This is a genomic window from Microbacterium sp. JB110 (assembly GCF_003335195.1).
GTDB lineage: Bacteria > Actinomycetota > Actinomycetes > Actinomycetales > Microbacteriaceae > Microbacterium.
The window spans coordinates 67,810-83,051 of sequence record NZ_QPGM01000005.1 but is presented as its reverse complement, the minus strand read 5'-3'; the positions used below and the strand labels follow the sequence as shown (position 1 = coordinate 83,051).

The 15,242-nt window shown below is 64.4% G+C and carries 12 protein-coding genes and 1 tRNA gene; 2 read left to right on the top strand and 11 right to left on the bottom strand.

What is annotated here, in order from left to right; translation table 11 throughout:
• Positions 1-22: 22 nt before the first annotated feature.
• From CIK77_RS10285 to CIK77_RS17670, 7 genes are all read right to left on the bottom strand, one after another.
• Positions 23-808 carry an ABC transporter ATP-binding protein gene (locus CIK77_RS10285; RefSeq protein ID WP_087054219.1) on the bottom strand — a complete coding sequence of 262 codons (786 nt, stop codon included), beginning with the start codon at positions 806-808 and terminating at the stop codon, positions 23-25.
• Complete coding sequence (locus CIK77_RS10280) at positions 805-1,866, bottom strand: taurine ABC transporter substrate-binding protein (RefSeq protein ID WP_087054218.1); 1,062 nt, start codon at positions 1,864-1,866, stop codon at positions 805-807. Before CIK77_RS10280 ends, CIK77_RS10285 begins: the two co-directional genes overlap by 4 nt.
• Positions 1,867-1,888: 22 nt before the next feature.
• Positions 1,889-2,671, bottom strand: coding sequence for an ABC transporter permease (locus CIK77_RS10275; RefSeq protein WP_249268496.1), 783 nt, complete (start codon positions 2,669-2,671; stop codon positions 1,889-1,891).
• A gap of 117 nt (positions 2,672-2,788) precedes the next feature.
• Positions 2,789-3,445 carry an NTP transferase domain-containing protein gene (locus CIK77_RS10270; RefSeq protein WP_087054216.1) on the bottom strand — a complete coding sequence of 219 codons (657 nt, stop codon included), beginning with the start codon at positions 3,443-3,445 and terminating at the stop codon, positions 2,789-2,791.
• Positions 3,446-3,447: 2 nt separating this feature from the next.
• Positions 3,448-4,488, bottom strand: coding sequence for a sugar-transfer associated ATP-grasp domain-containing protein (locus tag CIK77_RS10265; protein ID WP_170934072.1), 1,041 nt, complete (start codon positions 4,486-4,488; stop codon positions 3,448-3,450).
• Positions 4,485-5,615, bottom strand: coding sequence for a CDP-glycerol glycerophosphotransferase family protein (locus CIK77_RS10260; RefSeq protein WP_087054214.1), 1,131 nt, complete (start codon positions 5,613-5,615; stop codon positions 4,485-4,487). Before CIK77_RS10260 ends, CIK77_RS10265 begins: the two co-directional genes overlap by 4 nt.
• Positions 5,612-7,591, bottom strand: coding sequence for a sugar-transfer associated ATP-grasp domain-containing protein (locus tag CIK77_RS17670; protein WP_170934071.1), 1,980 nt, complete (start codon positions 7,589-7,591; stop codon positions 5,612-5,614). The genes CIK77_RS10260 and CIK77_RS17670 overlap by 4 nt, the downstream gene beginning before the upstream one ends.
• A 147-nt stretch (positions 7,592-7,738) precedes the next feature.
• On the opposite strand from CIK77_RS17670, the gene CIK77_RS17665 reads away from it, so the two are divergent.
• Positions 7,739-9,166, top strand: a complete 1,428-nt coding sequence (locus CIK77_RS17665; RefSeq protein ID WP_170934070.1) for a hypothetical protein — start codon at positions 7,739-7,741, stop codon at positions 9,164-9,166.
• Between the two features lie 86 nt (positions 9,167-9,252).
• Here CIK77_RS17665 and CIK77_RS10250 read toward each other — a convergent pair whose 3' ends face one another.
• The 3 genes from CIK77_RS10250 to CIK77_RS10240 form a co-directional block, all read right to left on the bottom strand.
• Positions 9,253-11,085: a DUF4012 domain-containing protein gene (locus CIK77_RS10250; RefSeq protein ID WP_140403499.1), complete on the bottom strand. Its 1,833-nt coding sequence runs from the start codon at positions 11,083-11,085 to the stop codon at positions 9,253-9,255.
• Between the two features lie 107 nt (positions 11,086-11,192).
• Positions 11,193-12,917, bottom strand: coding sequence for an HYR domain-containing protein (locus CIK77_RS10245; protein ID WP_087054211.1), 1,725 nt, complete (start codon positions 12,915-12,917; stop codon positions 11,193-11,195).
• A gap of 104 nt (positions 12,918-13,021) precedes the next feature.
• Positions 13,022-13,110 (bottom strand) — tRNA-Ser (locus CIK77_RS10240).
• Between the two features lie 103 nt (positions 13,111-13,213).
• On the opposite strand from CIK77_RS10240, the gene CIK77_RS10235 reads away from it, so the two are divergent.
• The gene (locus tag CIK77_RS10235; protein ID WP_087054284.1) at positions 13,214-14,653 is read left to right on the top strand and encodes an RNB domain-containing ribonuclease; all 1,440 of its coding nucleotides are present in this window, start codon (positions 13,214-13,216) and stop codon (positions 14,651-14,653) included.
• A 67-nt stretch (positions 14,654-14,720) separates the two neighbouring features.
• Here CIK77_RS10235 and CIK77_RS10230 read toward each other — a convergent pair whose 3' ends face one another.
• The gene (locus tag CIK77_RS10230; protein WP_249268495.1) at positions 14,721-15,188 is read right to left on the bottom strand and encodes an acyl-CoA thioesterase; all 468 of its coding nucleotides are present in this window, start codon (positions 15,186-15,188) and stop codon (positions 14,721-14,723) included.
• Positions 15,189-15,242 lie beyond the last annotated feature (54 nt).

Below are 15,242 nucleotides of genomic sequence, written 5' to 3'. Positions count from 1 at the left end.
TCCACAATGTGCGTTCGCCTGCTCATACGTCGGTGGCAGACAGACCGATGCTCGACGCGATCTCGTCGCGGAGCACGTCGAACTCAGGGGTGTCGCGCAGCTCGGCGCCCTTGAGCGGCCTGCCGTACGTCTCCGAGATCTTAATCGGCACATCGCGAATGATCTGCCCGGGCCGAGCGCTCATCACGATCACGCGGTCTCCGAGGACGATCGCCTCGTCGACGCTGTGCGTGATGAAGAAGATCGTCTTCCTCTTCTCCCGCGAGAGGTCGAGCAGATCGTTCTGCAGCTTCTCTCTCGTGATCGCGTCGAGCGCTCCGAACGGTTCGTCCATCAGAATGACCGATGGATCGTTCGCAAGCACGCGCGCGATCTGAGCGCGCTGCTGCATTCCTCCAGACAGTTCGTACGGCTTGCTGTCATGGAAATCGGCGAGCCCCACAAGATCCAAGACGTCAGTCACGATCCGTTCGCGTTCGCTTGCGCTCGTTCCATTGATCCTGAGACCGAACTCTACGTTCTTGCTCACCGTCAACCACGGAAACAGCGTCGGCTGTTGGAACACCACACCGCGTTGCTTGTCGGGCCCCGTGATCACCTTGCCATCCATCCGCACCGAGCCGCTAGTAGGCTCCAGGAAGCCGGCGATGACATTCAGCAGGGTCGACTTTCCGCATCCGGACGGGCCCACAACGCAGACGAACTCGCCCTCGGGGATCTCGAGGTCGGTCTCACCGACTGCGTTGACCGTCTCGCCTTTATCCGTGACATACTCTTGCGAGATTCCAGAGAGGCTGAGCTTCATCATTGAGCTGCGTTCTCAAGCGCATCGACCCATGGAGCATCGGCGTAACGCTGTTCATCACCGATTCCGTCGACTTCGCCCTGTTCGGTGAGGAACTCCCCCGTCGACAGCAACGTGTCGCCCAGTCCACCGCTGAAGTAATCCGCACCCAACTGTTCACTGGCGGTCGGGTAGGCGTACCCCTCAAGCTGGGCCTCCGCATCATCAACGTCGATGCCCAGTTCTAGGGCAATGCTCTCTGCCGCGAGACTCGGATCGTCCTGGACCATCTCGCTCGCTGCGTTCTGAACCGCTGTCCACTGTTCCATGAAGTCAGGGTTCGCATCGACGAACTCGCTCGTTCCGGCTGCAAGGTCGTAGGTCGCGCGCCCGGCTTCGGCGGTTTCAGCCGCGGTGAGCAGCAAGTGGCCATTCTCCTCCAGCTCAGCCAGAGTCGGGTTCCACACCCATGCCGCGTCGATCTCGCCGCGCTGCCATGCCGCCAGCATCGCGTCTGGCGCAAGATTGATCACATCAAGGTCGGCACTGGTCATACCGGCTTCGTCGAGCGCAGCGGTAAGGGAGTAGTGTGCCGTCGAGCCAAACGGCACTGCAACTGTCTTCCCCTTCAGATCCCCAATCGATTCGTGCTCCTCCTGAGTGATCAGCGACTCGGCGGCGCCGATCACGTCGAAGATGTAGATCACCTTGGCATCGATATTGAGTGGCTCTGCGAGCATCTTCACCGCCGGGCCGGAGCCGACGAGACCGATATCTGCCGATCCGGCTGCGAAAGCCTGCACAGCGTCAGCGCCAGAGGCGTAGCTGGCCCAATCGATCGTCGCATTCGGCATGCATGTCTCGAGCCAGCCGAGGTCCTTCACGATGAGGTCGCCGTTGGGAATCGGCTGGTAGGCGATGCTGACCTCGGACGTGATCGACTCGTCGACCTCGACGGGACAGGCCGTGAGCTCTTCGCTCGCTCCTGCGTTGCCACCAGACTGCGGTGAGACGCAACTGGAGAGGAGCGCGGTCCCGGCCAATGCCGTGATGCTGAGTGCGATTGCTGCTTTGCGGTTCATAGTTTCCTCCAAGGCGCTGCGGTCAGGCACGCCCATGCCAGGGGGTCAGGATGCGAGAGATGAACTTAATGAGAGAATCGAGTGCGACCGCGACTATGCCGATCACAATGATGCTAGCGATCGTCAGCGCAGTCTGAATCTGGGTTCCCGCTTGATAGGCGAGGCCTCCGATGCCAGGGATGCCGTTGTTGAGCTCCGCCGCGACAACAGTGGTCCACGCAAAGCCAGTGGCGATCCTAATCCCGCTGAGCAGTTCCGGAAGCACGCTCGGCAGGAGCACGCGGGTCGCGACCTGCGTGCGTGAAGCACCCATCGAACGCGCGGCTCGGATGTGATCTTGCTTCACGCCCCGCACACCGTTCATCGTGGCGATCACCAGCGGAGGGAATGCGGCGAGGAACAGCAGCCAGTACTTCGACACGTCACCGATGCCGAACCATACGATTAGGAGGCCGACGTATCCGAGTGGGGGCAGCGCGCGCAGGAAGTTGAGATAGGGATCAAGCGCGTCGCGCAACCACCCGATGGTTCCCATCAAGAAGCCCGCGATGGGTCCGAGTACGATTGCAGCGCCCACGCCGATTCCGATGCGGCCAAGCGATGCGAGCAGGTGTTGCCACATGTAGTAGTCGAACTCGCCACAGACGACGCGCGAACTTCCTTCGGAGATCGGCCGGCACGTGTTCGCTTGTACGAACGCGTCGATGACTGCCCCCGGTGACGGAAGATAGGCGGGTGGCACCACGCCGAGTGCAGTGACTAGCCACCACGCTCCGACGAGCACTACGAACACTGCCGCGGCCAAGCCGAAGCGACGCGAGCGCGAGCTGATCGCGGCTTTTCGGTTTCCCGACACGAGGTTCCTCTCCGATGGCGTCAAATTGTCGATGTTAGTTGTCTGGGGTCGGTCGAGAGTGCATTCTCAGTGGGCGTGCCGACGCTGTTCACTGCGGAAGCCCGCGTGCGCGGCCGCGCCCGGCGTTGCAGCGAACCATTCTTCGAACGCCTCAAGGTCAGCTGGCGAGTTGAACCCGGCGGCTTGTCCTGACGTGCGGTGGAAATGCACTCCGGTCCGCTTCTCATCGAAAGGCAGTCCCGCATACGACTGGTAGACCTGCCATCCGACACAAGCAGCGATCTCCCCGGCGAGGAACAGCTCACGTACCTTCGCGAGGTGCGTGAGCAGCACATCGGGTGCCGCCGAACGTACGGCCACGATGCCGTCCTCGTCGCCAAAGAAGTCGAGTTCCTCGATAGGCGTATGCACGATGGACGAGATGGCCGCGTCGCCGTACAGCGTGTCGCCGTAGAGGAAACAGACGCGATCTGAGATCAGCTCCGGGACGAAACGGTCGAGCTCAAGCTCGTTCGCGCGCGGAACGTGCCGCCTGGCCCCCTCGGTCTCGTAGGTCGGATTCGCCGATGAGATCACGATGTCGCTGCCGGGGTCCTGCTCCCGCAGCTGGCGAACGAGGCGGCGCAGCAGAGTCTCGCCGTCGAACTCGATCAGATGCTTGGGAAGCCCGAGGTGCTCACCCCATCTCGTGCCGCGACCGTTCGCCATGATGACGTACCGCACGATTACTTGATCACTTCGTGGGCTCGGTAGAAGTCGCCGAGCTGGCCGTAGCGCTGGCCGCCCCACAACTGCACGATGTTCACTCCGGAAGACGTGTTCGCCTCGATCACCCAGATGTCGTCTTCGCCGACGAGGAAGTCCCAGGCCACGAACTGCAGGAATGGGAACTCATCAGCAACTCGGAGAGCACTGTCCACAACTTCCTGCCAGCGCGGAACGACCGTGCCCTCGATCGGAGCGCCGGAGTTCGGATGCACCCGGTGTACCCCTTGCGACCAGAGCGTGCGCGCCTCGCTGAGAACGCCGCTGTCGATGTCGATCTTGGCGACGAGACCGCCGCGGCTGCCGTTGTCGACAGGCACGGTGTCCGCCGTGCCGATGCGCAGCACTGCGAAGAACGGCTGTGCGCCGCCGTCGCCCGTGCGCATCGTAATGAGTCGGATGGTGTTGCTCGTACGCGGGAAGATCGCGGCGAGATCCGGGTGCTGGGCTACCGTCTCGGTCAGGAACCAGTCGGACTGCCCGTCGAGGAACGCGACCAGTTCCGCCTCGGTCATCTCCGCCTCATCGACGAACAGCCGTCCGTCGACTGCGTCGAGCCGGTGCACGCCTTTGCCCTTGCCCGCCGTCAGCGGCTTCATGAAGAACGACCCGTGGTCGCGTATACCCTGCACGACATCGGCCGTGCTCACGCGAGTACGGCCCGCACCATGGCGCACGAGTCTCCGCTTGTTCTTCACGAAAAGGATGGGCGACACGTTGATGTGCGGCTGCAGGACCTCGTTGCAGATGATCTTGTTGTTGAGCATCGCGTCGAACGGCTCGTTGATCCAACGTGAGCGATACCAGTCGAACTCCGAAAGGTACTCGCGCTTCGACCGGTTCTTCAGGTCGTACAACACGTGCTGATCGCCGATGAAGCCGCCGAAGACGGCAAGGCGCAGTCGCGTCAGGAGCGGCACCCGGAAGCGGTTCGGTGCGAGCAGAATGCGTGTCACCCACAGGTAGCCGAGCTTGCCTGTTTTGACCATGCGTCGGATCATCGGCGGCATAGTTCACCCACCTCGAAAATGTGATCGGCAATATCGCGAGTCGAATGTCCAGAATCGGAGAACAGGAACTTGTTCTTATAGTTCCTCAGCACCTCGTCGGGGTATTCCCCCTGAATCGCTTCGACGAGCTCGTCGGTGTCCTGGAACACGCAGCCAGGCATCTCGCTGAACAGGTCGATGTTCACCCCGTTGTGCGCCAGGTAGTGTTCGTAGTCGTAGAGGAAGTAGAGCGTCTTCACGTCGAGGATGGCGGCTTCGAGCGCGATCGACGAGTAGTCCGTGATCACGTAGTCGGCCACCGCCAGAAGCTGCGTGCCGGAGAATTCAGGACACGTGAAGTGTTCCTGCGGCGGCATGAGCAGCTCGTCGCTCTCGTGCTTCTTCACAATCAGGTCGTAGGCATCAAGATCGAGCGCGCGGGCGAGTTTCAGTGCTCCGGCAGCCTTCTCACCTCGCCGGAAAGTGGGCACGTAGAGCACGACCGGCTTCTGACGCCCCAGCGTCGGATACGCGCTGCGGATGCGCTCGGCGACCGACCCGCGTTCGCTGATCAGGTAGTCCGCACGAGGCAGACCGAGATTGAGGATCTGTTCGCTCGTCACTCCGAAAGACGCCTGGTAGTGCGGGTTCCACACCTCGGCACCGGCGACGACATAGTCATAGCCCTCGTGCATTCGCATCGCATCGGCGAGCTCGGCAGAGCGTCCGCCACGGCGATCGAGTGCCTGCTTGCCCGATTGCTTGATCTTCCCGAGGGAGTGCCAGAGCTGATAGACGGTCAGCGACTTGCGGTGTGTCAGCATCGAAACCGTCGGCCAGTAGGAATCGAGAACGCAGACCCGCGCAGTGGCAAGGTGATAGAGGCTCCGCATCATCATCGGGATGAAGGTCATCGCCTCGCCGCGCTCGCCCTTTACGAGCCTTGAGATCACGACAGCCTCGGTATCCGGCTCGCGTCTGGTGACCTCGTCCATCAGCATTCGGAAGTCGAGTGGCAGCTCATCCGTCCGTCGGCCCAGGAAGACGATCTTGCGGGCGCTCTGCCGGGTGAACGCTTTGATCAGGGCATACATGCCGGAGAGCAGTGCTCGCGCGATGCGCGCAGGACGCCCGCTCATGCTTGTTCCCTGCGGGGCAGCGAGATCAGCGTTCGGGGCCGTCTGCGGTGATATCCGTACTCGCGCTTCTTGTCGTCGAGCTTCATCAGCAGGTAGTCGATCGTCTCCGGTGTGAGCCGATCGATGCGGGGGAAGTCGGGAAATCGATTGATCTCGGGGATTTTGAAGCCGTCCTCCGTGATGGCAACGTCGAAGCCGAGGTACTCAAGCTGCGAGAAGCTGGCAGCCATCCGCAGCACCTGCTCCTTGACGAGCTCCCAGTTCGGGATCGTTCCGCCGATGAACACGCCCGTGTCGGGGTGGTTCGGCGTATCGACGACTCTGCCGTTGCGCAACGACTTCGCCTCGCCGAATCTGCCGGTATCGACGTCGATCTGCGCGAGCAGCCCGCCGGCGGCCGTGTTGTCGACGAAGCCGGACGCCGCTGTGCCGATACGCAGGTAGGCGTTGCCCAGCTCTGGTGTGACCGCGTCCTTCTTGAAGACGATCATCCGGATGGTGTTCACCGATGTCGGATAGATCTCGGCGAGAGTCGGATGCATCACGATGAACTCGGTCACCAGATAGCGGTTGTCGGGGTTCTTCAGAATGGCGAGAACCTCGTCCTCTCCGGCCGATTCGCCGTTGAGGGTGAACCCCTCGTTCTCGTATCCGAGTCGGTAGAAGCCGTCGCCGTGCGAACCCTCGTCTGGCTTCAACGCGAGAACGCCCTTCTCGCGTGCCAGCCGGAGCACGTCGTCGAAGCTCGCACCGTAGCCGTCCGGGCAGTCCATCATCGGGATCAGATGGTTCGTGCCGCCGCTGGCGCTGGTCGTGTAGTAGTAGCCGGGCAGGAACTGATTGAACTCGCTGGCGACGTACTTGATGCTGATCTTGTCTTCGAGCCAATACTTGTAGCGAGTGTTGATGTGTCGCAGCCAGCGGTATTCGAAGTCAGAGATGAACCGCAGGCGATTCTGCGGAGTGATGCCGTACTGCGGGATGCGGTACGACAGGAAGCCGTTCCGGTAGGCCCACAGTTTCGTCTTGAGCGAGACACCATTGCGCTCAAGGAGATCGCGCCGCATGTCGCCGAGCCACCGGACCGACTGGTACGGCAGGAGCCCCTTGGGGTAGAGAGCCTTCGCGAACTCGCGCCGGATCTTGAGCCTGGCGTTGTGCGCGCCGCGAGAGACGCGCGCCCGCAGGTGGCTCCTGCGCCGGTGCTTCTCCGCCGCCTGCGCCTTGATGAACTCCGTGGCCTCGCGGGTGAGCGGGAACTCGCGGCTGAGCGTTGGCTTCTCCGCGATGCGTTGAATCTCGAATCCCTCGTCGAAGAGATTGAGCGTGAACTGCATGTAGCGCAATTGGGGCGCGAAGCGGCACATCTCCTCGAGGGAAGCAAGCATCTCGGCCCACCCAGCGACTTCGCCGACGATCTCGGCGCCGGTGCTCGGATCTGTTCGGAATTCGCGCAGCTCATCCCGGATGACGCGACGCGCGCCCCGATAGGCCGCGGTAGCCGGGTCGATGCTCGCGAAGAGCGTGGTGGTGCGCTGCCCGTCTTCGTCGCCCGGAAGCTCGGCACGAAGATGCAGCAGCGCTTCCACCGGCCGCGGGTCGTTGCCTGCGGGGTTCATCATCGTCACGCTCAGCCGCTGGAACGAGCGATCGCTGCTCCGTCCCTCGACAAGCACCAAAGACGAGCGGCGCGTGTAGTTGGCGAGCAGCTCGTAGAACTCACCCGGGGTGCACGCCACGTCGTTCACGACGAAACTGGCGCCGTCGTGCGCGACGCGAGCCACCGTGCCCGTCCGCCAGCGGGTACGCCGCAGTTCGAGCTCACCATGACGCTGCAACACCTGCGCCATCGCCTCCAGATGCGCACCGAGCGCCGTTGCCTCGCCCGAGAGCGGAACGAGATGCACGCCCCGACTGCGACGGTAGATCTGGAAGTGCGTGGAAGCGAAGTTGTGCGCGAAGGGGTGGAACACCATGAGCGCCGAGACGCGATCGCGAACCCACTTCGCATACTTGCCGTTCAGCGGCTGTGCATAGAGGTATTCGCGTCGCGATAGGAAGGAGGAACGGTTCGCTTCCGTGATCCCGAATCGTGAGACGGTCGACGCGTCGAAGCCCCACTCATGAGCTCGTCGAGCGTGGCGCTTGGGCAGCACATGCCTGCGACGGTCTTTCAACTGCACACGATTCCACTCACGCGCCGCCGGACCTGTGAATCCCAAGGCCCGGAGCCGGAACGCCCGAACCCTCCATGCACCGCGGGTGACTCCGCGCCGGACCCTGCGCCGCACGGACACCGAAGCGGCGCGGGCCGATCGATCGCGCTGTGTCTCAATCCATTTCGCGAGGAGGAACTGCTCGGCTGGCTGATCGAAAGACCGCGCACCGGGGTGCACGGGGTTCGCCGCGATGTCGACGATGCGGTACCGTCCGTCGGCTCCGACAGCAACATCGACGGAGATGAAGACAAAGCGACAGGAACGGTCACTCAATACACGCTCGATGTGCCGCACGGCGCCAGCAAACCCCGCAAGCGGGTCGCCATCTCCTCCGACCGGAGCGCCGGTGTCAAGACTCAGAGGAACGCGCACGGCGAACCGGGAGCGAGCGTGGTCAAGCGCGAAGAACGGAGGACGCCGGAGGAAACTCCCGCGCGACACGGAGCGCTTGTCGTCGGGAACCGCGAGTTTCAGGGCATCATGTGCGAGCATCTCGGCGTCAAGAACGCGTGCTGCGTCGTCGGAGCGTCCGATGTACATCCTGATGATCGTGTCATCCGGCGTGTGGTCAGGAAGAAGCCTCGCACGCTCGGTGCTGTTGATGATCACGCACCGAGTGCGGCTGCAGATCTCGACGAGCGCTTCAGTCAGTTCGTCGCGGGAGACGGCGCGACCACCCAGGAGAAGAGTCCCGCTCGAGTCGGCCTCGAGAATGACTCCCGGCCCCCGATCCCAGCGCAACGGCACGATGCGCACGTTCCCACGGAGGTGCACGATCTCCATGATTCCCGACACGTCTGCGCTCACGTCCTCGGGGAACTCCCGCAGGCGCACGACGGAGAGCCCCTCCGCGTGCTCAGCGGCTCTGGAGAGCACGCAGTAGCCGTCTTCCACGAGACCGGCCAGTTCGGGCACAACCCGACGGGCGATCACGCGATTGCTGAGCCAGAGGCGACGCGTGTTCAGGGGGTGCAGATCGTGGAACTGACGGCGGCCGAATACGGAGCCTTGCGAATGACTTGCGCCGCTGCGCAGGTCACGGAGATCATGGCGCACCTGAAGCCGGGCCGCGGCTGGCGTCGTTCCCCGACGAATGTGACTTTGCGCGAGCGCTCCGACGACTACACGCTTTGCGCGGGAAACGATCTTTCGCAAGTTTCGTACTCCCCGGGCCGGCTACAGATGAAACACACCGTTCACGCCGGCGCAATATCCAAGCATTCTGTCACACGCCGGAGGCCCGCGCACATTGGCACGTTCCGTCCAAAGACTGCACGGATCTCTGCGCGTTGCCGTTCAGAATCGCCTCGAGGCATTCGACACAGACGGTGACCCCCAAGAACTCGGTTCCGTGGCCGAGGGAAACACCGACGTGGAGTGACGGTCCGTCGGCTGTCACTCCACGTCGGGAGCTCACGTCACTCGGCGGCCGACGCCTCGGCAAAAACTGACCCGCAGCTGTCGTCAATCGTCACCGGGGTGTCCGTGACGGTCGGCGAGAAGCGGAGCGATGCCGGGCCGAGGTCTCCGGCCGGGATCGTCGACGTGTACGACATGGTCTTCGTCTCGCCCGTGGGGACGAAGAATCGGTTGCTCCACACGTTGCGCTCTCGTTCGACGCCCGTACGGGTCTCCCAGGACACATCGGGGTCGGGCGAGACGCTCAGGATCTCCGACCCCGGAGGCGCGAAGTACATCACGTCGAGAACGAACCAATCCAACGGAATCGAATAGCGCTTGTTGCGGATGCCCAGCTGGTAGCTCGTCATGCCGTCAACCGGCACGTCGTTGGCCACGGTGATCGAGGTCGTCATCGTGCCCGCTGCGACATCGCAGGTCAGGCTGAGGCTCGACTCGAGGAAGTACGTCAGCTTGCTCGCCGCGTAGTCGTTCAGGAAGAGCCCGACCTCGGTTGCCTCATCGTTGGACGTGGGCAGCGCGCCGTCGATCTCGAGGTCCTCGACCATGGCCTGTTCGTCCTCACGGGGGAACCAGGCGTGCAGTCGCTCTTCCTCTGCTGCGCGGACGAGCTGGTCGATCATCTGCACCGGATCCCAGTCGCCGTCCGCAACTTTGTCGAACACGCGCGCAGCGACGTCGCCGAAGAACAGGTCCTGCTGTTCACCGGTGTACCGCTGGTACGCGTCGTACAGCAGCCCCTGCACGGCGTTCTCGCTCGTCAGCACCGTGCCGTCAGTGCTGGTCACAGGCCCTGTCGCCTTGAGCATGTACGACAGTACGACCGGGTCGATCGTGATCACGCCGTCGAGGTGCTCGTCCGTGGTGATGTTCCAGAGCGAGTCGAACGCCTCAGCCGTCGTCGGGAAGTTCGGCGTGCGTGTGAAGTTTCCGAAGCCGGTGAAGGTGTCTGAGACGTAAAGCTGTTCCATCTCGTCCGGCGGGTCGATCACCTTGAGGTCTCGTCGGAAGGAGTAGGTGCTCGTCTGGTCGGCGAGCTCTGCCTTGCCGTTGTCGACGTCGACGATGGCGGTCGCCGCCGGCAGGCCGCCGCCCGAGCGGATCTCCGCGTTGTTCTGGAAGACGAGCATGTAGCGACGAGGTTCCTCGGCGCCCGCGAGGTCGAGCATGTTCGGGAGGTACTGCTCGGCGAGGTCGAGAGCCGGCGCCGCGATCTCGAACACGTCGGTCAGCGAGCTGACCGCATCGTCGACAACTGGCAGCAGTTTGTCGCGATCAATGCTGCTGACCGTTTCATTGGCCGAATCGAAGGCATCACTGATGTCGGGAAGAGACGACTGCGCGTCGCGCAGCGGAGAGAGGTCGAGGCCGCCGTCGCTGATCGACGCGTCCTTCAGATCGAGGCTGTTCAGGATGGCGATGCCCGGCGGCAGCGCCCCCTCGACGATGGTGTGCGTCGCCTGCGTTGCGAGCCTGACGGCGTTGACGTTCTCGCCCACCAGAGGAACTGCCGACGCGATCGACCAGAGCGGTCCGCTCACCTTGCCGTTGGCGTCTTCGACCATGTCCTGGATCTTCTCGGCATGCTCGACGACCTGCTGAGTGTCTCCGCTGGTGGCGTCATCGAGAACGAGAGAGATCTCGTCCTTCGCTGCCAGCAGGTTAGAGGCGACCGAGATGGCCTGATACACGAAGACACCGAGCGCAATGATGCCCAGCAGGAAAACTCCGCCGACTCCGAAGCCGACAATCCTCGGCCAGAGCCGCTTTCGCTGCGGCGCAGCGTGTTGCGCGGGGCGGCGCGAGCGGTGCACTCCGGTTCTAGTCGACACGGCGCAATCTTATCCGGGTAGTTTCTGGCATATCCCCGAGCAGGGGCTGTGTTTCGGCGTCGAACACCGTTTCCGGCGGGCTGAGGTCAGTCCTGCAGCGCGCCACGTCAGCGCACCCCGTGACGGCGTCGCAGCGTCAGCACCAACCCTCCGAGGACGAGCGCCAGTGCCCCGCTGAGACCAGCCGCAGGGATCGTGGAACCGGTCACCGCGAGCTCTGAGGCTGTGGGGCCGGTGCCCGACTGTTCCGCGCCCGCACCGCCGGAATCCGGCTGCTCCGTGTCAACAGCGTCGTCGGGAGTGTCGTCATCATCCGGGCGGTCAGCCGCCTCGTTGACCGTCACATCGAACGCTCCCGATGTGACGTTGCCCGCCTCATCCGTGGCTGTGCAGGTCACCGTCGTCACGCCGAGAGGGAAGAGGCTTCCCGAAGCCGAATCGCATTCAGGAGAGATGTCGCCGTCGACCAGGTCGATGGCCGATGCTGCGAAAGTGACAACCGCACCGTTCTGGTCGGTCGCCTCAGCCCCGACGTCATCCGGAAGATCCAGCACCGGTGCGGTGGAGTCCTCGACGGTGACGTCGAAAGCGTCCGTGGCGACGCTGCCTCCGCTGTCGCTTGCTGAGCAGGAAACGGTCGTCGTGCCGAGTGCGAAGGTCGTGCCGGCGGCGGGAACGCAGTCGACTGCGACTGCGCCGTCGACAGCGTCGGCCGCGGTCGCCGTGTAGTCGACGATCGCACCGCTCGCTCCGGTTGCCTCCGCCGTGATGTCTGCCGGAAGATCGAGAACGGGTGCAGTGGCGTCGGTGACGGTGACGACGAACGTTCCTGCCTCGCTGGCGTTGCCCGCTTCATCCGTGGCAGTGCAGCTCACCGTCGTCTCGCCGAGGGTGAAGATGCTCCCTGATTCGGGCACGCACACGGGCGAGACCGGGCCGTTGACAAGGTCCGTCGCGGAGACGCTGTAGTCCACGACGGCACCGCTGCTCGCCGTGGCCTCGACGCTGAGATCATCAGAGACGACGAGCTCCGGCGGTGTGGTGTCTTCGACGGTGACGGTGAAATCGCCTGAGCTGGAGTTGGCGGCGTCATCGGTGGCGGTGCACCTCACCACCGTGCTGCCCAGGGGGAACACCGCGCCTGCAGCGGGCGAGCAGTCGGGCACTATCTCGCCGTCGACGTCGTCGGATGCAGACGCGCTGTAGCTGACCTCGGCGCCACCCGGACCGGTTGCCTCGGCAACCACGTCGACCGGCAGCGTCAGGTCAGGGGCGGTCGTGTCGGGCGCAGGCTCTTGCGGGACGATCTCGACTTCTACGGGAAGCGTCTCTGCGTTCACCTCGACGGTGAACGCACCGAGGTCGGCGACTGAGCTCCCGGTGACCACGAGATAGAAGTCGCGGTGCTCGAACCCCTCAAGGATCGTGATCGGGTTGGTGTACGCCCATTCGACCGCCTCCCCGTCGGCCGAGCTGCTTTTCGCGCCATAGCAGTTCACGATGGGCATATCCGGCTGGAACGGCGGGTCGTAGAGCGTCGTCGTCAGCGCGAAGTCACCGTTCGGCGTCACGGCGAAGTCCATCAGAGAGCCCGTCGGCCCCGTTCCGGTGATCGTCACTTTGACGACGGCGTAGTGAGTCTCCTCACTCCCTGCACCGCAGCCCCCTGTCACGGGTCGCACGTACGTCGGGCTTGACGCGTCGATCGTTCCGGTGATCGATTGTGAGTCGGCCCTGGCGGTCGTCGGCGCCATGAACAGCGACGCCATCACAGCCAGGACGGCAATCAGCGAGAGAAGGATCGGACGCGTCTTCGACAGCGAAGGGTTCACGGGAGTAGCATACTGGTCGACCGATCGAATCGGTGCCCCAGAACAGACGAAAAGTCCTGAGTCTCGACTCGTCTGTCAACGTTGTCGCGACTCAGGACAATCGGCGGAGACGGGGGGATTTGAACCCCCGGTCGAGTTTAACCCCGACCCTTCATTAGCAGTGAAGTCCGTTCGGCCGCTCCGGCACGTCTCCTTGCACCCGCAGGTGCACTGACCATAGTAACGGCTCGGCGCGCGCGCACGAAACTCGCTCGAACTCCGCGCGCGGCGCAGCGCCGCGACCGTAGAGTGTGGCCATGCCGGCACGTCATTCCCACCTGCGCCCCGGTGCCGTCCGCGGCGCCCTCGCCGACTCGCTCGCCGCCCTTCGCGACGAACTCGACATCCCCGACGACTACCCGCCCGAAGCCCTAGCCGAGGCGGAGCGAGCCGCATCCTCCTCCGCGGTCGACGGTTCAGACGCGGATCGCGCCGACATGACCGACATCCGGTTCCACACGATCGATCCTCCGACCTCGCGCGACCTCGACCAGGCCATGCACCTGGAAAGATCCGGCGACGGATTCGTCGTGCACTACGCGATCGCCGACGTCGCCGCGTTCGTCACCCCGGGCGGAGCGCTCGATCAGGAGGTCCGCCGCCGCGGCCAGACGCTCTACGCTCCGGACGGCGCGGTGCCCCTGCATCCGGAGCCCCTCTCGCACGGGGTGGCGTCGCTGCTGCCCGACGAGCGCCGCCGCGCCTATGTGTGGCGCATACAGCTCGACGCATCCGGTGCTGTCGGCGACGTCGACCTCACTCGTGCGTGGGTGCGCTCGCGCCGCAAGTGGTCGTACGACGAGGCGCAGCGCGAGATCGACGCAGGCACGGCACCGGATGAGGTGGCCCTGCTGCGCGTCATCGGGCCGCTGCGCATCGAGCGCGAGTCGGCGCGGGGAGGTGCGAGCCTGAACATTCCGGAGGAGGAGGTCGTCGAGACCGAACACGGGTACGACCTCATCCGGCGCGCTCCCCTGCCCGTGGAGGACTGGAACGCGCAGATCTCGCTGCTGACGGGCATGGCCGCAGCCGACCTGATGCTCGCGGCAGGCGTCGGCATCCTGCGCACGCTGCCGCCAGCAGACGAGGAGTCGCTGGCCGAGTTCCGCGCCACGACCCGCGCGCTGGGGCGACCGTGGCCGGATGGCGTCGACTACGGCGAGTACCTGCGCACACTCGATCCGGATGACTCAGCCACCGCCGCGGTGATGGTTGCCGCGACAGTGCTCTTCCGCGGCGCGGGGTACGAGGCGTTCGACGGCGAACCGCCGGAGGAGACGGAGCAGGCGGCGATCGGCGCCCCATACGCCCACACGACCGCACCGCTACGCCGGCTCGTCGATCGCTGGTCGCTCGCGATCTGCGAGGCAGAGGCGAACGGGCGCGAGGTGCCGCAGTGGGCAGCTGATTCGCTCGGCGAGCTGCCCGGCACCATGCAGCGCACAGGCACGCTGGCCAGCCGACTGGACTCGGGCGCGGTCGACCGCATCGAGGCCGCCGTGCTGACTTCGCGCATCGGAGATGCATTGGACGCGGCGGTCGTCGCCGAGACCAAGGCCGGATGCCGTGTGCAGATCATCGACCCCTTCGTCACAGCGCACGTCCCGCAGCAGGCGACCGCGGGCACCGAGGTCCGCGTGCGCGTGGTCTCGACCGACATCGCAGCGGGCGGCGTCGAGCTCGAGCTGGCCGGCTGAGGCCGCGCGGGCCGACGGGCGCCGGTAGGAACGCCGAGATGCCAGAGCCGAACGTCGGGACGCCGGGTCAGGGCAGCGAGACGGTTCCCGTAGCCGGGTGCTCGCGCGGCATCCGGTCGCGGTTGTAGGTGATGTCGGTGTATCCGTGCGGCGTCGACTTGCCGTCCTGGTCGACGCTGACGAACACCAGCCGATCGATCGTCAGGATGCGCTTGCGCGTGATCATGTTGCGCACCACCGCCCGCATGGTCAGTGAGGAACGACCGAAGTGCGTCGCCGCGAGCCCCATCTCGATGAGATCGCCCTGCAGCGCGGATGACTCGAAGTTGATCTCGGAGATCAGCTTCGTCACGACGCGGTAGTTGCCGAGCTGGAGGATGGCGTAGATCGCCGCTTCCTCATCGATCCAGCGCAGCAGACTGCCGCCGAACAGCGACCCGTTGGCATTGAGGTCCTCGGGCTTGACCCACTTCCGGGTGTGGAAGTTCACTCCGTCGTCCGACCACGGCGGGTCGGAGAAAGTCTGCGTGCTCACTCCTCCAGGCTACCCGCGGCCGAGCACCGTCGTTCCCGTGCGAGGAATCGCCCC

Bases quoted from the DNA above. Each gene is read 5' to 3' on its own strand.
- CIK77_RS10280 (WP_087054218.1), bottom strand. From the start codon at position 1,866: ATGAACCGCAAAGCAGCAATCGCACTCAGCATCACGGCATTGGCCGGG.
- CIK77_RS10260 (WP_087054214.1), bottom strand. From the start codon at position 5,615: ATGAGCGGGCGTCCTGCGCGCATCGCGCGAGCACTGCTCTCCGGCATG.
- CIK77_RS17670 (WP_170934071.1), bottom strand. From the start codon at position 7,591: ATGGTGTTCCACCCCTTCGCGCACAACTTCGCTTCCACGCACTTCCAG.
- CIK77_RS10265 (WP_170934072.1), bottom strand. From the start codon at position 4,488: ATGATCCGACGCATGGTCAAAACAGGCAAGCTCGGCTACCTGTGGGTG.
- CIK77_RS17665 (WP_170934070.1), top strand. From the start codon at position 7,739: ATGAGCTCGTCGAGCGTGGCGCTTGGGCAGCACATGCCTGCGACGGTC.
- CIK77_RS10285 (WP_087054219.1), bottom strand. From the start codon at position 808: ATGATGAAGCTCAGCCTCTCTGGAATCTCGCAAGAGTATGTCACGGAT.
- CIK77_RS10235 (WP_087054284.1), top strand. From the start codon at position 13,214: ATGCCGGCACGTCATTCCCACCTGCGCCCCGGTGCCGTCCGCGGCGCC.